18 protein-coding genes are annotated in these 21,720 nt (G+C 55.2%); 9 read left to right on the top strand and 9 right to left on the bottom strand.

Going from position 1 to position 21,720, the window contains the following annotated elements; genetic code table 11:
* Window positions 1-178: 178 nt before the first annotated feature.
* On the bottom strand, window positions 179-2,542 hold the full coding sequence (locus tag NF347_RS00845) for a TonB-dependent receptor (protein WP_161553761.1): 2,364 nt from the start codon (window positions 2,540-2,542) through the stop codon (window positions 179-181).
* A 72-nt stretch (window positions 2,543-2,614) separates the two neighbouring features.
* On the opposite strand from NF347_RS00845, the gene NF347_RS00840 reads away from it, so the two are divergent.
* Together NF347_RS00840 and NF347_RS00835 are read left to right on the top strand one after the other, a co-directional pair.
* Entirely contained in the window at window positions 2,615-3,928 is a 1,314-nt protein-coding gene (locus tag NF347_RS00840; RefSeq protein WP_107035533.1) for a UDP-glucose dehydrogenase family protein, read from the top strand.
* Between the two features lie 61 nt (window positions 3,929-3,989).
* Window positions 3,990-4,967 (top strand): transporter, encoded by a 978-nt coding sequence (locus tag NF347_RS00835; protein WP_107035532.1) that lies wholly within the window; start codon window positions 3,990-3,992, stop codon window positions 4,965-4,967.
* A gap of 46 nt (window positions 4,968-5,013) precedes the next feature.
* On the opposite strand, the gene NF347_RS00830 is transcribed toward NF347_RS00835, so the two are convergent.
* The 3 genes from NF347_RS00830 to NF347_RS00820 form a co-directional block, all read right to left on the bottom strand.
* Window positions 5,014-5,460 carry a methylglyoxal synthase gene (locus NF347_RS00830; protein WP_107035582.1) on the bottom strand — a complete coding sequence of 149 codons (447 nt, stop codon included), beginning with the start codon at window positions 5,458-5,460 and terminating at the stop codon, window positions 5,014-5,016.
* Between the two features lie 134 nt (window positions 5,461-5,594).
* Window positions 5,595-6,314 (bottom strand): response regulator transcription factor, encoded by a 720-nt coding sequence (locus NF347_RS00825; RefSeq protein ID WP_107035531.1) that lies wholly within the window; start codon window positions 6,312-6,314, stop codon window positions 5,595-5,597.
* Window positions 6,311-7,270, bottom strand: a complete 960-nt coding sequence (locus NF347_RS00820) for a LuxR C-terminal-related transcriptional regulator (RefSeq protein WP_274946102.1) — start codon at window positions 7,268-7,270, stop codon at window positions 6,311-6,313. Before NF347_RS00820 ends, NF347_RS00825 begins: the two co-directional genes overlap by 4 nt.
* Window positions 7,271-7,504: 234 nt before the next feature.
* Here NF347_RS00820 and NF347_RS00815 point away from each other — a divergent pair, with 234 nt between their 5' ends.
* The 6 genes from NF347_RS00815 to NF347_RS00790 are packed head-to-tail and all read left to right on the top strand — an operon-like array spanning window position 7,505 to window position 16,039.
* Window positions 7,505-7,981 (top strand): calycin-like domain-containing protein, encoded by a 477-nt coding sequence (locus tag NF347_RS00815; protein ID WP_161553759.1) that lies wholly within the window; start codon window positions 7,505-7,507, stop codon window positions 7,979-7,981.
* Entirely contained in the window at window positions 7,978-10,131 is a 2,154-nt protein-coding gene (locus NF347_RS00810; RefSeq protein ID WP_107681375.1) for a TonB-dependent receptor, read from the top strand. The genes NF347_RS00815 and NF347_RS00810 overlap by 4 nt, the downstream gene beginning before the upstream one ends.
* A 5-nt stretch (window positions 10,132-10,136) precedes the next feature.
* Window positions 10,137-14,378: a cobaltochelatase subunit CobN gene (locus NF347_RS00805; RefSeq protein WP_107681377.1), complete on the top strand. Its 4,242-nt coding sequence runs from the start codon at window positions 10,137-10,139 to the stop codon at window positions 14,376-14,378.
* Window positions 14,379-14,409: 31 nt separating this feature from the next.
* On the top strand, window positions 14,410-15,105 hold the full coding sequence (locus NF347_RS00800; protein ID WP_107035527.1) for a hypothetical protein: 696 nt from the start codon (window positions 14,410-14,412) through the stop codon (window positions 15,103-15,105).
* Complete coding sequence (locus tag NF347_RS00795) at window positions 15,102-15,710, top strand: MotA/TolQ/ExbB proton channel family protein (RefSeq protein WP_107035526.1); 609 nt, start codon at window positions 15,102-15,104, stop codon at window positions 15,708-15,710. The genes NF347_RS00800 and NF347_RS00795 overlap by 4 nt, the downstream gene beginning before the upstream one ends.
* Window positions 15,707-16,039: a DUF2149 domain-containing protein gene (locus NF347_RS00790; protein WP_107035525.1), complete on the top strand. Its 333-nt coding sequence runs from the start codon at window positions 15,707-15,709 to the stop codon at window positions 16,037-16,039. The genes NF347_RS00795 and NF347_RS00790 overlap by 4 nt, the downstream gene beginning before the upstream one ends.
* 151 nt (window positions 16,040-16,190) lie before the next feature.
* Here NF347_RS00790 and NF347_RS00785 read toward each other — a convergent pair whose 3' ends face one another.
* From NF347_RS00785 to NF347_RS00770, 4 genes are all read right to left on the bottom strand, one after another.
* Window positions 16,191-16,721, bottom strand: a complete 531-nt coding sequence (locus tag NF347_RS00785) for a phospholipase D family protein (protein ID WP_107035524.1) — start codon at window positions 16,719-16,721, stop codon at window positions 16,191-16,193.
* A 51-nt stretch (window positions 16,722-16,772) separates the two neighbouring features.
* Entirely contained in the window at window positions 16,773-17,318 is a 546-nt protein-coding gene (locus tag NF347_RS00780; protein WP_107035523.1) for a 3'-5' exonuclease, read from the bottom strand.
* A 2-nt stretch (window positions 17,319-17,320) separates the two neighbouring features.
* A complete protein-coding gene (locus tag NF347_RS00775; protein WP_107035522.1) occupies window positions 17,321-18,223 on the bottom strand; it encodes a helix-turn-helix transcriptional regulator in 903 nt (300 codons plus the stop codon).
* Between the two features lie 156 nt (window positions 18,224-18,379).
* A complete protein-coding gene (locus NF347_RS00770; RefSeq protein WP_107035521.1) occupies window positions 18,380-19,636 on the bottom strand; it encodes an RtcB family protein in 1,257 nt (418 codons plus the stop codon).
* A gap of 433 nt (window positions 19,637-20,069) precedes the next feature.
* Between NF347_RS00770 and NF347_RS00765 the strand changes: the two genes are divergently transcribed.
* A complete protein-coding gene (locus tag NF347_RS00765; RefSeq protein WP_107035520.1) occupies window positions 20,070-20,513 on the top strand; it encodes a tellurite resistance TerB family protein in 444 nt (147 codons plus the stop codon).
* Between the two features lie 111 nt (window positions 20,514-20,624).
* Here NF347_RS00765 and NF347_RS00760 read toward each other — a convergent pair whose 3' ends face one another.
* A complete protein-coding gene (locus tag NF347_RS00760) occupies window positions 20,625-21,653 on the bottom strand; it encodes a helix-turn-helix transcriptional regulator (protein ID WP_107035519.1) in 1,029 nt (342 codons plus the stop codon).
* Window positions 21,654-21,720: the final 67 nt, after the last annotated feature.

Below are 21,720 nucleotides of genomic sequence, written 5' to 3'. Positions count from 1 at the left end.
AAAAATTACTCGTCATCACGACGAATAATCTTCTTACCTTAAATCTAATACCATGAAAAACTGATGCAAAGTTACACATTTTTATGAAAAGATATGTAGTAGAACATATAAACTTCCATGCATTTAACCTTATTTAACTTTTAAGCAGATCTAATCTGACCTCGCAGGTGAGTGGATGTCAGAAGTCGAGTGTGAGGCGCAGGTTGATCTGACGGCGGGTCATATAGTTGGGAACAGCGTAGGAAATGCTGTTGACGTCAGTGACCCAATAGTAGTTGCTGACATTGGTGATGTCAAACAGATTGAAAAGGTCAATACCGGCCCACAGACTTCTGACAGCCCTGCGCCGGCCATCGGTTTCGGACATGATGATCCCATACGCCAGACCGAGATCCACGCGCTTGTATGGTGGAGTGCGGAAATATCCGTCGTAGCGCGTGCGTCCTGGCGCGGTGGTGATCAGTCCATCCATCAGCACACCGCGAAGACTCACCTTCAACCGAGGCACACCGGGAACAAAATCGGTGAAATAAACCGACAGATTATAGCGGCGGTCGTTGGGTCGCGGCACACTTTTGCCTTCAAGCGTCTCGCGGGTGTCCATCAACCCGAAACTGATCCACGAATCGCTACCGGCCACGAATTGTCCGAAAAGTTTGAAATCAAGACCGGCCACATGGCCCGACGCCGCATTGCGCCCGAGATATGTCACCGTAAGGTTTTCCACCTCATAGGGATTGATCTTCGACAACGCTTTATAATATGCCTCGGCGGAGAATTTGAACGGCCGGCCGAACGCACGGAAATTAAAGTCGGCTCCTCCCACGATCTGCAGCGATCGCTGCGATCTGACATCGCTGTTGACCTCGGTCACATATTCACCCGGAGCGATCTCCCTGCGGAGAAGCATCTCACGGTAGAACGGCAGCTGATAATACACTCCACCGGCCAGACGGAAAGCCCATTGAGGAGCGCCGGCGGGCACCAGCCCGGCTTCCAGACGCGGACTGACGAGAAATTCGCCCGACGATGAGCGGTGTGTGGCACGGATGCCGCCGGTGACGTTCCAGAATCCGGCCGACGTCTGCCGCTGCCATGTATCCTGCACGACGGCCGATACAAGCGAGGCGGAAACATCATGATTGCCACGCAATGCGAAGTAGACCCGGAGCGCATCGGGAGCCAGCGGCAACGAATAGCCGGCCGAATCGCGACGCTCCCACTGACTGACACGCCCCTCCGTATGCTCGCGCTTGACTCCAAGACTGTAAAGCAACCTATGCGACGACAGACGCGTCGTACCCTGAAACAACGCCGACAGCACAGTAGCTTTCAGACGGTTGCGCTGATGTTCGGCATAACGCCCCGCTCCGAGTTCGCTGCCGGCCTGATCAAGCCAGTATTCACCGGATATATCGTAAGCCACAAGCTCGTCGGTGCGGAATCCCGACAGCTGAAGACTCAGATCCGTATTACCCGTCGTATATCCTACCGTGGCAGCTCCGGTAAACGCATTGAAGCGGTCGTGTTCACAGCCATCGAAATAGACCTTGAAGCGATGAGCGTCGTCAAGCGTGCCGAAACTCGTGTTGCGGTCGGCCGGCGCAAACCTATAAGTATTCAGATTCGCATCAAAAAAAGCTTCCACACGCCAACGCCGCGACGGCGACCATGACAGGCAACTCTGCCAGTCGAAAAAGTCAGGATCGTATTCACCTTTGGTGTCGGAAGTGGACAGTACAGAAGTATTGCGTTTATAGCGCACGCCATGAAGCTGTGCAAACCGTTCGGAACCTTGACCGAGAGTCAGCGCCCCGCCCATCATCGACACTGTGGCCGACCCTTCAAACGACTGCGGCCGACGATAGGCTACATCGAGCACCGACGACATACGGTCGGCATAGCGGGCGGCAAAACCGCCAGACGAAAATCCGACCGACGCGGTCATCTCCGGATTTACCACACTAAGCCCCTCGGCCTGCTGGCTGGCCACAAGCATCGGACGATATATTTCCACGCCGTTGACATAAACCGTATTCTCGTCATACGACCCTCCACGCACCGAATAACGCCCCGACAGCTCACCCGCTCCGGCCACACCGGGAAGAGTGGCCACCATCGCCTCGACGCTGCCACCGGTAGGATCGCCGGCACGGCGTCCGTACTCGCGGGCGTCGAGCCGCTCCATTGCGTCGGTGCGCTTGCGGATATCGGTGACAATGACCTCCTCAAGCTCTCGCTCATCGGGCCGCATACGCAGACTTATCACCATCTCCCCTTGTGGATGAAGCAGCGTGCGCCGCTCCTCCCGGTAGCCGAGCAAGCGGAAAGATGCGCGCAGCGTATCAGTATCGGCCGTCGTGAGACGATACATTCCCTTGGCGTCGGTGAGCGTCGCACCCAGCCCTGTGCCGAGGCTGACGGTCACGCCTTCGAGCGGCTCACCGCTGTAATCGGTGACACGTCCGCGAAGCACTACCGACGCCGACGCCTGCCATAGGGCAGTGACGGTCAGAAAAAAAATCGATAACCAGCGTAGCATACACAAATAACGGCACAATGGAAGAAAAATTGTTGTAACTTTGCACATTCAAACCCACAATCAAAAGCCACAATGAAGATCGCTATCGTTGGAACCGGATATGTCGGACTCGTATCGGGAGCCTGCTTCGCTGAAATGGGCACCGATGTCACCTGCGTGGATATCGACAAGGCAAAGATCGAAAGCCTCAGACAAGGCATAATACCTATATATGAACCGGGACTCGACGAACTGGTGCGCCGCAACGTACGCGACGGACGCCTGCACTTCACCACATCACTCGAAGAGGTGATCAATGATGTCGAAGCAGTATTCTCCGCCGTCGGCACCCCGCCCGACGATGACGGCTCGGCCGATCTCACCGCCGTCAAGGCCGTGGCCCGGACATTCGGCCGCCACATCGACCGTCAGGCAATCCTTGTCACCAAATCAACCGTTCCGGTTGGCACATCCGAAATAATCCGCGGCATTATCAACGAGGAACTCGACCGCCGCGGAGTCAACGTGGACTTCGAGCTGGCATCCAATCCAGAATTTCTCAAAGAGGGCGCGGCTATCAAGGACTTCATGTCGCCCGACCGTGTGGTGATCGGTGTCGACGGCCCGCGTTCGCGTGAAGTGATGGAGCGCCTCTACCGTCCGTTCCTGCTTCAGAATTTCCGGGTGATGTTCATGGACATTCCCTCGGCCGAAATGGCCAAGTATGCCGCCAACGCCATGCTGGCCACACGCATATCGTTTATCAACGACATAGCCAACCTGTGCGAGCTTACCGGAGCCGACGTCAGTCAAGTGCGCCGTGCCATAGGCGCCGACACCCGCATCGGCAACAAGTTTCTCTACCCAGGATGCGGCTACGGCGGCTCCTGTTTCCCGAAAGACGTGCAGGCGCTCATACGCACCGGAGAACAGCTCGGCTACCCGATGCGCGTGATTCAGGCGGTGGAGGCCGTCAACGACGAACAGAAACACATACCGTTCCGCAAGCTCCGCAAAGCCCTCGGCCGACTGGAAGGACGCCGGATAGCCCTCTGGGGACTTGCCTTCAAGCCCGAAACCGACGACATGCGCCTGGCTCCGTCACTGACACTCATCGAAGACCTTCTCGGCGATGGAGCCACAGTATGCGTCTTCGACCCGGTGGCGATGGACGAATGCCGCCGCCGTCTGTCGGACAAGGTGGACTACGCTACCGACATGTATGCCGCCTGCATCGACGCCGACGCACTGTGCGTGCTGACCGAGTGGAAACAGTTCCGCCTGCCATCATGGCCTGCGGTGGCACGGCTGATGAATGGCGAAACGGTCATTGACGGCCGCAACATATACTCTCCCGACGATCTCGCCGCTGCCGGACTGAAAGTGCACGCCATCGGACGCCCCTGACCATGCAGCGACTGCCCCGGCCGACACTGCGGCCCATGACACAACGCATTACAGCAGCAATATGAAAGTCATACAGTTTCTGAAAGACTGGACACTTATAATCGCCATACTTGCAGGCATCGGAGGATATTTCGCATACGTGAGCATTCCGTGGCTGCGCCCGACTCACATCCTTGCGTCCGAAGCCATAGCCGTGGTGCAGCCGCTGCTGATATTCTCCATGCTGTTTATCACATTCAGCAAAATCAATCCGCACGAACTGCGGCTTCGCCGCTGGCATCTGTGGCTGCTGTTGCTGCAATGCGGACTGTTCACGGCCATCGGACTTGTGCTTATAGCCATGCCACACAGCGGCATACGCATAGTGCTTGAAGGCGCAATGATATGCCTCATCTGCCCCACGGCTACAGCCGGAGCGGTGATCACACGCAAACTCGGCGGCGACGTCAACAACATCACCACCTACACCATACTCATCAATCTTGCCGCCGCGCTTATGATACCGGCTCTCGTGCCGTTTGTCCATCCCAATCCCGAGATGTCGGCCATGACCTCATCAATGCTAATACTCCGCAAGGTTTTTCCCCTGCTGCTGATGCCGCTCGTGGCCGCACTCGCCATACGCCGGATGCTTCCGGGCCTCAACCGCCGCATCGGAAGCCTTCAGGGGCTGACGTTCTATCTGTGGGCTGTGGCTCTCGCGCTTGCGACAGCCGTCACCACCCGTAGCATAGTCCACACCGACGTCGACGTCGCCACCCAGCTCTGGCTTGTGGCCGTATCCCTGATATGCTGCGCCATGCAGTTCTGGATCGGAAGGAAGATAGGATTGCGCTACAACGACATGATCACGGCCGGACAGTCGTTCGGACAGAAAAACACCGTGCTTGCCATATGGATGGGCTACACTTTTTTCACTCCCATAACCGCTGTGGCCGGAGGATTTTACAGTATCTGGCACAATCTTGTCAACTCCTATCAGCTCTACGAGCACAAGAAGTCTACAGCAGAAAACACAGCCGCCAAGGCCGGGTCATAGCCCTACGCGAACAGTTTGCGCAAGCATCGCGCCGACACCGTATCGGTCACTTACGGTCAAACCGTATATAGCTTTGCTCTATAGGCTTGTAGGAAGGATCATCCCACAGCGAGCTTGAGATCATCAGATCCGCGCTTATGCGGTTGCATGCTATCGGCACATTATGCAGACGGCACTGACGCAACAGCATCTGTATATCGGCCTCGTGGGGCTGAGCGTTCAGATCATCGATAAGAAACACGGCGAGATCTATCTCGTTTCTCACCACCATTGCCGCAATCTCGGCATCGCCACCCATTGGCCCTGAGTTCATACACTCCACGTCGGCATCAATTCCGGCATCGGCAAAAGCCTGCGCCACCAGACGCCCCGTAGTGCCCGTACAAACGAGCCTGTGTTGCGAAAGACAGGGAGCATGAACTTTGACCCAGTCGATCATGTCGGCCTTTCGCCGGTCATGTGCCACGAGCGCTATAGTCAGTTTCTTTTTCATAAGCATCTTCAAAAAAACAGCTGGTATTACCGAACTAATCAGCAACTCATTTCAGTTTACTTGAAAACGCCTGACAACCCGATGCGGTTCGGCACACACCTCCCCCGTCGTCATACATGCTGATAACAAACCGTTCAGACCGGATCGTCCATAAAGCCATAGCCGTATCCTGAACGTGTGATGATATGGCGGCCGTAGCGGCCGATTTTCTGCCGGATCCGCGTGACGTTGACATCCACCGCCCGATCGGCCACCACAGTCTCTCCGGGCCAGACCTCCGACAGCAGTTCGGCGCGCGAGAACACCCTGTTGCGGTCCGACAGCAGACGGAACAATATCTCGAACTCTTTGCGCGGCATCCTGACTTCCTCGCCATCGACCATACACACATGAGTGCGCCGCGACAACTGCAGCCCCATGAATTGCACAGTCAACATAGGCGTGGATGACGAAGATGTATTATCACGCGACGAGGATGATGCGCGGCGGAGCACCGAGCGGATCCGTGCAAGCACCGTCTGCAGCGAATATGGCTTGGTTATATAGTCGTCAGCGCCTGTGTCGAGGCCACGTATCATGTCATCCTCCGCATCTTTGGCTGTGCAGAATATCACCGGCACCGACGCCGTAGCGGGATTAGACCGCATGATACGCACAAGCTGCAGCCCTGAGATCTCCCCCATCATGATGTCAAGCAGAATCAGATCAAACTCCGAAAGGTCATAGGCCAGTGCCTCCTCTGCGCTATAGGCCTTCTCGACGACATATCCTTCAGCCTCCAGATTGAAAGCCATGACATCGCAGAGGGTTTCCTCATCGTCTACGACCAGAATCCTTTTTGTCTCCGCAGTCATACCGGGGTCACTTCATTGACATCGACGAGATGATGTATTATCGCGAATATCGTCAGTCCGGCGGCAGTGTGTATTTCCAGCTTGGCGCTGATATTGCGCCGGTGAGTGGCAACGGTGTGCACGGATATGCACAGCTCGTCGGCGATCTCCTTGTTGACCTTTCCCTGCGCTATGCCACGCAGTATCTCCTTCTCGCGCTCGCTCAGCAGCGCAAGCTGCGCCGAAGTGACATCGTCATCGGCCTGACCCTCTCCGGCCACATCCGTCGCCGACCGCCGCATTTCCGACTCCATCCGCTCCACAGCCGGAATGAACAGCTGGCTCTCGACATCGAAATGGCGAAGCATATCGCGCTCACACATTATGATGTCGAAAAGCGCCCCGCTGAGGCGGTCGTTCTCCTTCTGCTTATAATGATAGATGAAGATATCCTTCAGCTCCTTGAGTTTCTCAGCCGTGTCGACATGGCCTGCAGAGTAGCGGGCTATATTGAATTCTTCGTCGGCCTCCCCTCTGATCAGCCGGTCGACATAGGCGAATATCACGTCATTCTCATAGTCCATGTGCTTCTTCACCTCCACCACATAATCGTCGAAGAACTTCATGAGCAGCAAGGCCACCTCGTTGGAAGCGGAATAGTTGATAGCGTCGATCAGGTAGTGGCGTATTTTAGGAAACTGGACGTCGAGAAACGACGTATGCGCACGTTTTAGGTATCCCATCAGCGATGTCAGCGATATCGACGTCACGTCGTAGCTATAGCCGCTCAACAGGTTGCACACACATAGAAACGTATCGGTATCCACCCCGTTCTCACGGCACACCTGAGCCACCGAACTGTCGCCGAATCCGAAAGCGATATCAAACCGGCTGATAGCCGGCAAAAGCATGGCATTGTCGCGAATCAGCTCTCTCATGTTGTTGGACGAGAGATATCCTTGTTGCTTGTCTATCATAATCAGATGGGTTGATTTCCCCATGCAAAGGTAATATCTTATATCCACACGACAAATACTCAAAAGCAATGATTGTCATGCAGGCATACCCATGTCCGGCCATGCTACAGCACTCACGCCGCCCGTTTTTTTTCACTTTTTTACGGTATTGATGCGGCACACGGCCATATCTAATTTTGCATCCGGAAAAATACCATAACCAATCGAAATCAATTTCAACAAATGACCACTTTCATGAAAAGAACAGCAGCATTCTTCACAGTCATGATGCTCCTCGCCGGCATCACATCAGTATTCTCATCGTGTTCAGACAAAGACGACGAACCCTCGCTACCGGCAGCCGAGTATGTTGCCGGAACATATACCGGCGATATGACCTGCTCTGTGATGGGCAACGAGTCAGTGTTTGAGGATCTGACCTTCAATGTCGACGCCACCGACGATGCCACTGTCGACATCACACTGCCGTCATTCGGCAACCCGCCGATGCAGGTGCCGCAGATCAACGTATCCGACGTAAAGGTGTCGGGAAGCGACGGCACATATACCCTTGCCACGACCGAATTCAGCGGCACCACCGACAGCGGCCGTGCCGTGTCAGGCACAATAGAAGGCTCATACGCCGACGAGGTGCTCACCATCAGATTCAACCTGCAGTATGGAGCGATGCCAATGCCCATGATATGCACATTCTCCGCTCCTAAAAAATGACATCCATGACCGGAAGCCTGAAACCAGCACTGCTATCGGCCGTCGGACTTCTGTTTCCGCTCACAGGCCTTGCCGACACGTATGTCGGCAAGGTACTGGATGAAACCGGAAGTCCGCTACCCGGGGCCGTAGTCAGAATCGAAGGCCACGGACAGCCCGTCACCACCGGTGCTGACGGCAGATACAGTTTCGAGATTCCGAGCCGGTCCACAGCCAGAATCACCGTGAGCTATATAGGCTATGCCACAGGCGATGCCATCATACGGTCGGAAGGCTCGGAAAAAGACAATACCGTCAGGCTATCGTCCGATCCGACTATGCTCAACGAGGTCGTAATCACAGCCACACGCACACCGAAAGCGCTGAAAGACGTGCCGGTGGTGACACGTGTCATATCGGCCGAAGAGATTGGCAAGACCGACGCAACCAACATACAGGATCTTCTTACAGAGGAACTTCCCGGACTGGAATTCGGATTCGCGATGAGTCAGGAAACGTCGCTCAATATGAGCGGTTTCGGCGGAAACGCCATACTTTTCCTGGTCGACGGCGAAAGGCTGGCAGGCGAAACAATGGACAATGTCGACTACAACAGACTCAATCTTGAGAACGTCGGGAAAGTGGAGATCGTCAAAGGAGCGTCATCGGCTCTCTACGGAGCCAATGCCGTAGGCGGTGTGGTCAATCTCATAACGAAAGAGCATGACGAACCGTGGCGGCTCAACCTCAACTCACGCTACCGCAACGCCGGCAAAGAGTGGAGAACCGGAGGCGACCTGAGCTTCAATTCCGGCAAGTGGAACTCGAACACTTCCGTACAGCACTCGACGATGAATACGATACGTCTCACCGACGCCTTCGACACCGAGTCGAAAATCCACGAGATCTACGGAGGCACCACTCTCAATATCAAGGAACGGCTCACATACCGTGTTTCAGAGCGGCTGCGCCTGATCGCCAGAGGAGGATATTTCGCCCGCACGAGCGACCGGGCCAACTACGACGATCACTATCACGACTACAATGGCGGACTGCGCGGAGTGTGGGACATAGACGAAAGCCAGAATCTGGAGGTGTCGTATGGCTACGACCAGTACGACAAATCGCGATACACCGGCGGACGCCGCACCCACGACCACGACTACAGCAACCGCCAGCACATCGCACACGGTCTCTACACCAAGTTCTGGGGAGCCAACGGCCTTACAGTCGGAGCCGACTACATGCACGACTATCTCAACACATATCAGTTTACCGACAACGCGTCGCATTCGCAGACATCGGTCGATGCATTCGTGCAGTTTGACTACAACCCCCTGTCGTGGCTCAATATCATCGCCTCTGTGCGCGACGACTACTTCTCGGCATCAGACAACAATGCCGTCACCTCGCGGATAGCCACGATGTTCAAGCTCCGCCCGCTGTCGGTCAGAGCATCCTATGCCGGAGGCTTCCGCGCCCCGACGCTCAAGGAGATGTATATGTGCTTCGACATGGCCGGGATACAGATGATCTACGGCAATCCCGATCTGAAACCGGAGAAAAGCCATAATTTCAATCTGGCGCTGGAACGCAACGGCCAAGTTCGCGGGGGCATACTTGCCGGATCCTACAGCCTGACCCTTTCGGGCTACTACAACTATTACGACAGACGCATCACCACCACCGACTTCCCCGGAACCGACCGGCTTGAAGAGGGAGCCATCTATGCCAACGAGGACGGCGTGAGAGTGGCAGGCGCCGACTTCAACGCCCGCTACCGCACTGCCTCGGGACTCGGAGCTTCGCTGAGCTACAACTATCTTCACGTAGCACACCGATCGCTCGACTCCCAGTTCAGCCAGCCACGCCCTCACTCGGCCACATGGCGCATCGACTACGAACGCCGGCTGTGCAGCGCCTATAAACTATATGCCGGCCTGTCGGGCCGATATCTTTCGAAGGCATCAAGCCGCTATGACACCGACGGAGCCTACTCGCTGTGGAAATTCACTCTTCAGCAACGGATCTGGCGCGGAATCAGCGTCAACTTCATCATTGACAATTTACTGAATTACAAACCCAAAACATACTACTGGAACTCCGCTCCGACCAACGGACGCACCTGGTCGGCAGGACTTTCGATCGACGTCAACGACATCTTCAAATGACCAAGATGAACAAAAAAAGGACTATCACACTATCAATAGCCTGCGCCGCAGTCATCGGCGCAGGCTTTCTGGCCTGGAACAGGATGGCATCGCGGACACGCATAGCCTTTGTCAATTATCAGGCCATAGCACTGGGACAGATCTCAAAAGCAAACGACAACACATCGGTCAGCATCCACGAGCTTCCGGCCGACCAGCTCGACAAGGCCGGCCGATACGACATGGTCTTCGTCAACGGCATGGGACTCCGTATCGACGCCGAGCAGCGTCAGCATCTCATCGATGCAGCCGAATCAGGCACTCCGGTGCTGACCACCGCCGCCACCAATCCCCAGAACCAGATCAATTCGGTCGACTCGATCGACAGCGAGTTTCTGCAACAGTATCTCGCCGGCGGACGCAACAACTACCGCAACATGCTCAGATATGTCAGAAAATTCATCGACGGAAAGCGTCTGTTTGTCGACGAGCCGGGCGACCCGGTCGTAGCCTCAGGCTCGATGATATACCACCCCTCGGGTACCGATGACGACGACTTCAGCTTCAATTCGGTCGAAGCCTACGAGCGGTGGCTGAAAGACAGCGGCCGATGGAGCGACAATGCGCCACGGATCATACTCACCGGGCAGATGGGCGTGGCCGACAGTCTCGTCGACCGGCTCGAACGCACCGGCAACATCGTATATCCGGTTAGCGTCATACAGACTTTCATTGCCGGCGGACACGCCGACTCCATCAATGCCTCAGCCATGATCAACATGGCCCACGGCCGCATGGGCGACGCCGTCACCCGCTGGCTCGAAGCCGCAGGAATCCCGCTTTTCGCTCCCGTCAACGCCAACCGCGACTACGACGAATGGATGGCCGACAAAATGGGCATGAGCGGAGGATTTCTGTCGCAGAGCATAGTCACTCCCGAGATCGACGGCGCAATCCGCCCCTTCACGCTTTTCGCACACTTCACCGGCGACGACGGACTGCCGGCAGTGGAAGCGATTCCCGGACGTCTGGATGATTTTGTAGCCACAGTCAACAACTACGTGACACTCCGGCGCAAGCCCAACCGCGACAAGAAAGTGGCCATATTATACTTCAAGGGACCTGGACAGAGTGCCATGGTGGCTTCCGGAATGGATGTGGCTCCATCACTCTACAACATGCTCACACGACTCCGGCAGGAGGGTTACAATGTCGACGGCCTGCCGGCCGACGCCGCATCTCTTGAACGACTCATAGCAGCCAACGGACGTGTGTTCAACGAATACGCCAAGGGCGCTCAGGCCGGTTTCGTGCGCGACAACAATCCCCAGCTGATCAGCCGGGAAGAATACGATTCCTGGTGCGGCAAAGCATTCTCCACCGAAATGCGTAAGGATATCGATGCGGTCGACGGAGAATTTCCTGGCCATGGCCTGAAGGACGACAACGGCAATCTGGCTCTTGCACGACTGCAATTCGGCAACATCGCGCTGATACCGCAGACCGCTGCCGGACTCGGCAGCGACGACTTCAAGAACGTGCACGGCACCGATGCCGCCCCTCCCCACAATTACGTTGCGGCCTACCTATGGGCACGATATGGATTCGGAGCTGACGCGCTGATGCACTTCGGCGCACACGGTTCGCTCGAATTCACTCCGCGCAAGCAGGCAGCACTCGGCAGCAACGACTGGCCCGACCGTCTCGTGGGCGACATGCCTCACGTATATGTCTACTCCACATCCAATGTCGGAGAGGCCATGATAGCCAAACGCCGCTCCTACGCCGGCATTGTCAACTACCTCACACCTCCGTTCATGGAGAGCGAGGTCAGAGGCATCTACCGCAATCTGACCGATGCCATCAACGATTACAACCGCGCACGCACGCCATCCGACTCACTCCGCGCCTCACGCCTCGTGAAGCAATACACCCTCGGACTCGGCATACACCGCGAACTGCGCATCGACAGCACAGCCCGGTGGACACCCGATGACATCGCACGCATCGAAGACTTCGCCGAAGAACTCGCCAACGAGAAGATCACCGGCGCGCTCTACGTCATGGGACGCCCCTACTCCGAACGACATATCGCATCTACAGTCGAAGCCATGGCTGTGGATCCGATAGCCTACAGCCTCCACAAACTGCGCGGAGGCGATCTGAAAGAGTGGCGTCGCAAAGCGCTGGAACTCGTCAGGTCAGGAGCGCCGGCCGACGATGCGGCGATATGCCGTCTGACAGGACTGACGACCGAAGACCTCGACAGTGCACGCAACATACTCCGCTCAATGGAAGGATCAAGGGACATGCTCTCGCGCATGATGGTGATGGGAGCCATGATGCCGGCCGGCAACCCGACAACCCTGAAAATCTCTGAACGTCCGTCGACAAAACGCACACACGGCATGATCCCCGGCATATCGACCGACAAAGCCATAGCCATGGCCCGCAAGATGGGCGCCGACGACGAAGCCATTGACAAGATGAAGGCCGCGATGAAACGAAAATCAACCGCCGTACCCGACAGCAAAGGCCAATCCACACGACACCCGGGCATGAATCAGCCTGAACTCACCGGCACACAGATCGAGTTTGCCACCGCAGTGGGAGAAGTCGAACGTGCCCTCGGCAACATCGGCCGCTACCGTGCCGCACTGCTTGAAAGCCCGACCGCAGAACTGACATCGATAGTCAACGCACTCAACGGAGGCTTCACCGCCCCGACATCGGGCGGCGATCCGGTGCTCAACCCCGACATCCTGCCGACCGGACGCAACATGTTTGCCGTCAATGCCGAAGAGACACCATCGGCCGTGGCATGGGAGAAAGGCAAAGACCTTGCCGAAGGCACCATAGCGATGTATCGCAAAAACCACGGCGATTCCATACCCCGCAAAGTAAGCTACACCCTCTGGAGCAGCGAATTTATCGAAACCGAGGGTGCCACGATAGCCCAGATACTGTATATGCTCGGAGTGGAACCTGTGCGCGATCCGTTCGGCCGCGTGACCGATCTGCGGCTAATCCCCTCGGAAGAGCTGGGGCGCCCGCGTATCGACGTCGTGGTACAGACTTCCGGACAGCTTCGCGACCTTGCGACGTCGCGCCTCTTCCTGATAAGCCGCGCTGTGAAAATGGCGGCAGCAGCCGATGACGACGCATATCCAAACCATGTGGCCGAAGGAGTCATAGAGTCGGAGCGTCATCTTGTCAATCGGGGCGTTTCGCCAAAAGAAGCGCGCGAAATGTCTACGTCGCGTGTGTTCGGAGGAGTCGACGGCAATTACGGCACCGGCATACAGAGCATGGTCGAAGCCGGCGACCGCTGGGACGACGCATCGGAGATAGCCTCGGTCTACATCAACAACATGGGCGCAGACTACGGCAGCGAAGAGTCGTGGGAACAGATGCGGGAATATGCCTTCGAAGCGGCTCTGACCAATACCGACGCCGTGGTGCAGCCTCGCCAGAGCAACACGTGGGGCGCGCTGAGCCTCGACCATGTATATGAATTCATGGGCGGCATGAATCTCGCCGTGCGCAACGTCACCGGCAAAGAGCCGGAAGCTTATCTGAGCGACTACCGCAACCGCAACAACGTCAGGATGCAGGAGGTGAAGGAAGCTATCGGGGTGGAGAGCCGCACCACACTGCTCAATCCGGCCTACATAAAAGAGAAAATGAAGGGCGGATCGGGCGACGCCGCTACCATCGCGCAGACTGTGACAAACACCTACGGATGGAACGTGATGAAACCCGACGCCATCGACGATGAACTGTGGGACGGCATTTACGACACCTACGTGGCCGACAAAAACAATCTCGGCGTAAAAGACTTCTTCCGCGAAACAAACCCTGCCGCCATACAGGAGATGACCGCCGTAATGCTCGAAACGGTGCGCAAAGGCCTATGGGATGCATCGCCCGAACAGATCGAGGCAATAGCCCGGCTCCATACCGCCACCGTCGAGGAATTCGGCGCTGCCTGCACCGGATTTGTCTGCGACAACGCCAAGCTGCGTGAGTTCATTGCGTCGAAAGTATCGCCTCAGGCTACCGCCACCTATAACGAAGCCGTGGCCACAGCAAGAGCGGAAAACATCGCCAGTGACGAAAACTCCATGGTGATGAAGCGCGAGGAACTCAACCACACCGACACCATCACCAACCGTATCAACGGTGCGATTGTAGCAGCCGCCGTCGTAATAGCCATAGTCGGCCTGCTACTGCTCATCCGCCGCCGTCGCAGATGGAAGGAAAAATAAACAATACCACATCATACCAACCCAACTGCTTATGGAAACAGTGGTAATGACAATCATGGCTCTGGTCATTTTCAGCTTCGTGCTGAAAATGTCGGGTCAAGGATGGATAGCCCGGTTCATCACCTGCGCCGTGACAGCGCTATTCATCGTGCTTGCCTGTGAGACGGCAGCCTCACAGTCGAAGACACAGATAGCCGACTGGCTTTCACAGCCAGAACTGATGCTCGACATGTCGGTATGGCTCACCATCGACGTGGCATTCCAGACCGGCTACTGCATACTGGCCGCAAAATCTCTTGCCGGACCTCTCGGACGCCGTGGGTCCATGGCCTTGGCGGTGTGCCGCTACGTACCCGGACTGCTTGTGTTCCCCGTATTGTTCGCCATTCTCACCCAACTGATATTCTCACTGCCCGGCGTGGACTTCGCCGCCACTGCATGGAGTCTTGGCGCATGTCTGCTCATAGCAGCGCCTCTTGCCGCCGGCGGTCTTTGCTGGCTCGTTCCGGAAAAGGAGATACGGCTCGAACTGCTGTTTATGGTCAATATGCTGATCGCCGCCCTCGGCGTTGTAGCCACAGTCAACGGCCGGACAGCCGCGGCTGGCACCAATCAGGTGGAATGGGGCGCACTCGGCGGAGTGGCCGCAATAATAGCTGCCGGCACAGTCGCCGGCATCGCCTACAACCGATTTCAGACAAAAAAACAAATCTCAAAAATAAAATGAACGTAATTTCCAACATCCTCTACTGGATCTCCACCGGACTGCTCGTGCCGGTGATCGTGCTTCTGATTTTCTTCTTCATCCGCTCGATCATACTGATCGGAGCCTTTTTCGGGCAATATCTCAACGACAAGCGTGTCACCACACCATTCTGCGAGAAAATTCAGAAAACCGACAGGTCATCACTGCCTGAATTCACTGCATCGCTCCCCGAACACCCCGCATCGACCGTGGACGCCTATGCATCAAAAATCATTGCGGAGGCCGGCAACGCAGCGAAGATTGACATGCTGTTGTCGGAATACGAAATCGAAGCCGACAAAAACATAGCCACCTCCAAGGTGCTCACAAAAATGGGGCCGATACTCGGTCTCATGGGCACTCTGATACCTATGGGACCGGCTCTGGTCGGTCTGGCCTCGGGCGACATCGCCTCCATGGCCTACAACATGCAGGTGGCTTTCGCCACCACGGTAGTCGGACTGGTGGTGAGCGCTATCGGATTTCTCACACAGCAGGCCAAGGAACGGTGGGCTTTAAGAAACCTCACTATGCTCGAATATCTCGCCGACATCGTCAGAGAGCAACCGAAAAACTGCGCACAATGAGAAGCCGCCGACATTCGCTGCTGCGCCGCAGCGAGGACAATGATCCGATGAGCGTGGTGAGCAACCTCTTCGACGTAGCCATGGTGTTTGCCGTGGCGCTGATGGTGGCTCTCGTCAGCCGCTACAACATGACCGAGATGTTCTCACAGGAGGATTTCACCATGGTGAAAAATCCCCGCAAGGAAAACATGGAGATCATCACCAAAGAGGGTGAGAAGATCAACCGTTATACACCGTCGGAGGACACCGATCCGTCGTCGTCCAAAGGCCGTCGGGTAGGCGTGGCCTACGAGCTCGACAATGGCGACATCATCTACGTGCCTGAATAATAGATATAGCTCCCCGACACAGGCGACACCGCCGGACAATTGCATCCGGCATCACAGAAGCCACCGCATGACATGATCCGACCATCTGTCATGCGGCGGCTTCGTTTTGTGAGATAATTCAACCCGTATTATTCCGGGATTTCACCGGGCGTCACTTGAGTGGGGAGGGACAGTACTGGCGACGGCCGCAGCGGGGACAATGCTCGCCGCGCCACACACTATCGAACTGCTCTGTGGCTGATTCGACCAAAACTGGATCGTCGGTGATAATACCGCATTCGAAATTGCGCCGGTCACGGCTCTTCATGCCAATGCCGGCTCCGGTCAGATTAGCCGATCCGATATAGGCCGATTCGAAATCAAATACAAGCATCTTGAAGTGGACACGCGGGCACAGCATGATCTCCATACCAGTCCGCAATATCGGATATCGGTCAAAATCCTGACGGAATGCCGGCCCCGGCTCTTTAGCGTAAATCATACGGATCTCCACACCGCGACGTATCAGATCGGACAGGACTTTCAGCAGCGGCACTGCCTGCGATCCGTGTTTCACATAGACGTCCTTGATGTCGGCTGTGCCTATCCACAGCTGACCACGCACATCTGAAACCCGTGACAACACTTCGCTGTAATGCTCTTCGCCTGAAACAAACTTCACGAATGATTTATGGTCACACATATCCGGTCGGTATAATTATCACGTGGCTCATCACTCACACATATCATCCATTCACAGCAGCCTCAAGGCAATGGCTGCACAAGCCTCGGCGTCGGCGAGGGCATGGTGGTGGGCGGCCAGATCATAGCCGCATGCGGCAGCCGAGATATGAAGCTGATGGCTCGGCAGATCAAGACAGCGGCGCGAAGCGGCCAGAGTGCAATGAAACTCATAGTCGGGATATTCCATGTCATACTCCTCGAATACAGCCTTAAGGCAGCTCTCGTCGAACGGACGGTTGTGCGCCACGAGCGGCAGTCCTTTGATCCTGTCGGCTACCTGTGCCCACACTTCGGGAAACGAAGGCTGGGAATCGGTGTCACGTCGCGTAAGTCCGTGCACATCGGTCGTCCAGTCGGTGTAGTAGTTCGGAACCGGACGTATCAGGCTGTAAAACCGGTCGACGATATGACCGCCGCGCACAATCACCACGCCGACACTGCACACGCTTGAACGCCGTCCGTTGGCCGTTTCGAAATCTATCGCCGCAAAATTGCCGTTCAGCCGAGAAGCTTCCGTGCGATAGGCAGAAGCAATATTATAGTCAAGTTCCTGCATTTTCAAACATTTTTGTAAAGTTCGTACATCTCCGACACCCATCCCTTCATAGTCCGGCGAAGTTCAAGCGGAGAGATCACATCTATCATCGGGCCGGCCTGCAGAAGCTTCATGACGAAATCGTAGGTCGGAACGAGATACAGTTCGAAGTCGGCATAGGCTCCACAATCCTCTATCAGTGTCTGGCTGTGATGGAGCGGCAACGACAGCAGATAATGCTTGTGCTCCTCATTCGAACGCACTACTATACGCCTCGGCTCTTCGTCATAGCCTATCACCACACCATAGCGGGTAGAGAAAAACGCATCGGCCGAGAAATCCTCAGGCAGACGGAAACGTTCGTCCGTAGGCTCCACTGCCTCAAGACGGTCAAGACCGTAGATCCTGATCTCGCCACGATTGTTGCGGCCGAGAAGATACCAACGGTTTTCAAACAGTTTCAGGCAATAAGGCTCCACCGGGAATGTGTATCCGCACGGATTGCTGAACTGCCGGTAGGTGACTGACACCACACGGTTTTCCTTCATCGCCTCCATGATCGTAGTCAGATGATAGCGACCAGAGGGAATCTCGTCGACCACGATACGGTCTTTGATCGAAAGATGCTCGCCGATGGTGTTGCCGACAGCAAACGAATCGAGCATCCACTTCTTCAACCGGTCATCGTCGATCTCCTCCGGATTGGATATATAGTAGAGATAGCCCCCGGTGCGCTGGCAGTCGATCATGATGCCGAACTGGCTGTAGATCGCCTCGCGCCAACGGTTGAACGTGGCTCTGTGGAGCGGCCTCCCGTCGCTGTAGTCTACGGCTCGCTCCCATTTGTCGGACAGATCCTTGTGGCTGATTTTCCTGGCCATGCGGATCTTTTCGATCAGCCATGTATATTTTCGCAGCTGTTCCATATATTTTGAAATGAAATACAACGGATAATTCACCGCAAAGTTAACCAAAAACATGTCGCATTTCCCGATACACCACTGATATTTTTTTCAAAAATCACACAGAGTGCCGGCGGTCGGACGCCTTGCGCCGCAATTCAGACGTCACAGGCCGGAAGATCACTTCGACGCCTTGAAATTGAATATAGGGCGGATGACGTCATCAATCCTGACTGTATCACCTATACAGGATATGATTTCTCCGGCCGGCTTGTAGACCATCGGCGACTCATCGCGTGTAAATTCGTTGACCGATTCGGAATAGACGCCCTGCATGGATGCCTTGAAGTCGGCCATAGTGATCTTCTCGTATGCCTGTGTGCGGCTCAACACACGTCCGGCACCGTGGGGGGCGGAGCAATTCCAGTCGGGATTTCCCTTGCCGGTGCAGAGCAACGCCCCGTCACGCATGTTCAGCGGTATGATACATTTATCTCCCTTGGCGGCCGAAATGGAACCTTTGCGGATGATATTGTCATCACTGATGTAATTGTGAACCGATTCAAACTCGTCCAGCACCTCCACCTCCGGAAAAAAACGCATAAGCAGCATCGCTATCAGCCTGCGGTTGAGCACAGCCCAGCGCTGACACAGACGCATATCGTGAAGGTATTGCTCTCGCACCTCCCCCTCGACATAGCAGAGCGACGCAGGAAGCGAAGGCTCTGCCGCATCATGGTTGCGTCGCATCCGCCTGATCACACCCTGAAGCTCCGATCGGCGTCCGGCTGCCTTGTACTCCTCAATTGTCCGCCTGACGGTTTCCTCATACTCATCGGCTCCGTCGGTCAGATGCCTCACAGCCTTGGCCTGATAAATGTCGGCCACCTGCTTGCCAAGATTGCGTGAGCCGGTATGGATGACCAGATAGACATTGTTATCATCATCCACGTCAAGCTCAATGAAATGATTGCCGCCGCCGAGCGATCCTATGGACTTGTAGATGCGTGCGGAATCCTTTATCTCACGGTAACAGCAAAGCCCTGCGACAAGCCGCTTTGCCTCCCGATAAATATCCATTTCCTCCCCAACAAGAGGCTTGAAGCCCCGGTTTTCCTCACGCACCCGCATGCCCGACGGCACACTGTCAAGTATATGCTCATGGAATGCGTGATAATCTATTCCGGAGATCGGGCCGAGATTAAGCACGCGCATGCCGCAGCCTATATCGACTCCCACGATATTGGGAATGACCTTTTCGCCAAGATCACCGGTAAATCCGATGACACAGCCGGCGCCGGCATGGACGTCGGGCATTATCCGTATCTTCTTTGCGGAAAACAGATCGATCGACAGTAACTGCATGATCTGCGTCAAGGCACTCTCCTCGATGTTGTCTGTGAAAATCTTCACATCGTATCCTTCGATAGTCTTCATAATAAGTAACCGTTTTTTGTTTACAGCGCAAAGTTCCGGGCCGCATGCGCAATCATTTTGCGCACCGACAAAAAAAGCATTTTTCAAGAAACATCCACTGTTTCGGACAGCCGACAGACTTACAATAAATCTGACTTCGTCGCTGATCTGACCTCATCGTGGCTGCTGTATGATTTTTTTCTCGTCTTCAAAAAAAAGATAGACAAAAGCTTACCCCACCCATACAGCCAACAGACGCTGACTCAAGTCCCAAAAAACCGCTGTCATAAGCATCTAAAATGACGAATTATTGCTAACTTTGTGTCGCTACAGTCCGTTGAAACGGAGTTCTTGCTGCCTGCCATGAACAGACAAATAAAACATAGAACCGACATTTTAACGAACCACAGCAACAAACAAACATCAATAAACCATCTAAAATCACACTTTTACTGTGGGACTTTTCGACAAGATTTTCAACGAAGTACCTGAAGAGGACAAGCTCTCCAAACAGGAAGCATTCGCCGGCATAGCACTTGCAATGGCCGGTGCTGACGGCAGCATATCACAGGCTGAATGGGACGGCATAGTCAACTATATCCGCCGACTCCGTCTTTACGACAATTTCTCCGGCCCGGCTTTCGACAAGATGTTCGACAAGCTTTTCCGTATCCTCAAGAGCCAGGGTGCAAGCGCGCTCGTAGCCTCGTCCATCGACGGACTCCCCGACGACCTTAAGCTCACCGCCTTTGCCTGCGCTGTCGACATCGCGCTGGCCGACGGAGTGGTAGAGGATGATGAGAAGGATATCATCAACCAGCTTGCAGAATCGCTGCAGATTCCTGAGGAGACCGCCATTTCGATCATCGAGGTGCTGATCATCAAGAACAAGGCATAATAGGCTTAGGCCTCAAAACCTCCGACTCCGGTAAGTCCTGTAACGGATTTTCCGGAGTCTTTGTTTCCAAACGACAATCCGCTGCAGACAGAGCGGATGAGCCATACCGACTCAGCAGGGCGCGCTATAGCGGCGGGCCGCGCGTGTGACACTCTCGGCCACCCGGTCGCGGAAGGAGGGAGGCGCAATGACCTCCACATGACCGCCATAACCGAGAATCAGTCGCTCAAGCTCATTGTTGATCACCACCTTGAGCGAAATCTGTATGCCGCCGTCGCGAAATCGCTGCTCCACTTTCTGCGACTTGTGAAATGGCTTCGACTCCACGTAGGGAGCCTGCTGGGCATCCACCTTGACCACCACTCGGCGGGCGCGGTCGTGAATTCCTTTGGTGACGCCCACAGTATCGTCAAAAAAGTGCTCGGGATCGAAATCAACACACTTTTTGAACGGATGCTCTTTGTCGACAGTCACGGAATGAATACGGTCAAGAGCGAAAATATTAACCTGAAGCGTGCGGTTTGATGCTTTCTCGCCGATCAGAAACCAGCGGTTGCGATACTCCTTAAGCAAATACGGATACACCACTACCGAATCGGCCTGACGCGCCTTGAACGAACGATATTCTATGACTATAGTCTGCTGCCTGCGCACCGCATCATATATGGCGCCGATATGACGCGCCCCACGATAACCGGGCACATATTCCATATCCATAGCCGGAACAGAGTCGCCCGTATGACGTGATATCTGCTCGTTGAGCTTGCTTATGATATCAATCGACGACGACAGCTGCGGAAAACACTGGAGCTGGCGCAGTATGTCGAGAGCGGAGTTGAGCGCATCGAGCCCCTCGTCATTAAGAGGCAGATGAGTGATACTGAACTCCGGATCGTCGTATTCATAATACTTGTTGTCGCGCACCACGATCGGAGCATTGTAGCCCAGACGATCGCTGCGCATCAGCGCCAGATCGTTCTGAAACGTGCGCCGGCTCACCGGGTTGCTCCGTCCCTCATACTCGGCCAAAGCATCGGTGCAGGCATCTATAAGATCATTGATGGTCCATCGGCGATAGCGGTTCTGCAGACATTTGTCGATCGTCGAAATACGTATCAGGGTGGCACGATTCAGAGGCATAACTTAATTTTTTGGCAAAAATAAAAAATTTTCTCACGGTGCGCAAATATATTGCGCACACTCTTTT

This window comes from Paramuribaculum intestinale (assembly GCF_030759015.1).
Taxonomy (GTDB): Bacteria; Bacteroidota; Bacteroidia; order Bacteroidales; family Muribaculaceae; genus Paramuribaculum; species Paramuribaculum intestinale.
Note: the sequence above shows the minus strand (reverse complement) of the source record. Positions and strands in the feature narration are given on the sequence as shown.

Excerpts from the sequence above, each read along its gene's own strand:
- NF347_RS00845 (WP_161553761.1), bottom strand. The coding sequence starts at position 2,542 with ATGCTACGCTGGTTATCGATTTTTTTTCTGACCGTCACTGCCCTATGG.
- NF347_RS00840 (WP_107035533.1), top strand. The coding sequence starts at position 2,615 with ATGAAGATCGCTATCGTTGGAACCGGATATGTCGGACTCGTATCGGGA.
- NF347_RS00835 (WP_107035532.1), top strand. The coding sequence starts at position 3,990 with ATGAAAGTCATACAGTTTCTGAAAGACTGGACACTTATAATCGCCATA.
- NF347_RS00830 (WP_107035582.1), bottom strand. The coding sequence starts at position 5,460 with ATGAAAAAGAAACTGACTATAGCGCTCGTGGCACATGACCGGCGAAAG.
- NF347_RS00825 (WP_107035531.1), bottom strand. The coding sequence starts at position 6,314 with ATGACTGCGGAGACAAAAAGGATTCTGGTCGTAGACGATGAGGAAACC.
- NF347_RS00820 (WP_274946102.1), bottom strand. The coding sequence starts at position 7,270 with ATGATAGACAAGCAACAAGGATATCTCTCGTCCAACAACATGAGAGAG.
- NF347_RS00815 (WP_161553759.1), top strand. The coding sequence starts at position 7,505 with ATGAAAAGAACAGCAGCATTCTTCACAGTCATGATGCTCCTCGCCGGC.
- NF347_RS00810 (WP_107681375.1), top strand. The coding sequence starts at position 7,978 with ATGACATCCATGACCGGAAGCCTGAAACCAGCACTGCTATCGGCCGTC.
- NF347_RS00805 (WP_107681377.1), top strand. The coding sequence starts at position 10,137 with ATGAACAAAAAAAGGACTATCACACTATCAATAGCCTGCGCCGCAGTC.
- NF347_RS00800 (WP_107035527.1), top strand. The coding sequence starts at position 14,410 with ATGGAAACAGTGGTAATGACAATCATGGCTCTGGTCATTTTCAGCTTC.
- NF347_RS00795 (WP_107035526.1), top strand. The coding sequence starts at position 15,102 with ATGAACGTAATTTCCAACATCCTCTACTGGATCTCCACCGGACTGCTC.
- NF347_RS00790 (WP_107035525.1), top strand. The coding sequence starts at position 15,707 with ATGAGAAGCCGCCGACATTCGCTGCTGCGCCGCAGCGAGGACAATGAT.
- NF347_RS00785 (WP_107035524.1), bottom strand. The coding sequence starts at position 16,721 with ATGTGTGACCATAAATCATTCGTGAAGTTTGTTTCAGGCGAAGAGCAT.
- NF347_RS00780 (WP_107035523.1), bottom strand. The coding sequence starts at position 17,318 with ATGCAGGAACTTGACTATAATATTGCTTCTGCCTATCGCACGGAAGCT.
- NF347_RS00775 (WP_107035522.1), bottom strand. The coding sequence starts at position 18,223 with ATGGAACAGCTGCGAAAATATACATGGCTGATCGAAAAGATCCGCATG.
- NF347_RS00770 (WP_107035521.1), bottom strand. The coding sequence starts at position 19,636 with ATGAAGACTATCGAAGGATACGATGTGAAGATTTTCACAGACAACATC.
- NF347_RS00760 (WP_107035519.1), bottom strand. The coding sequence starts at position 21,653 with ATGCCTCTGAATCGTGCCACCCTGATACGTATTTCGACGATCGACAAA.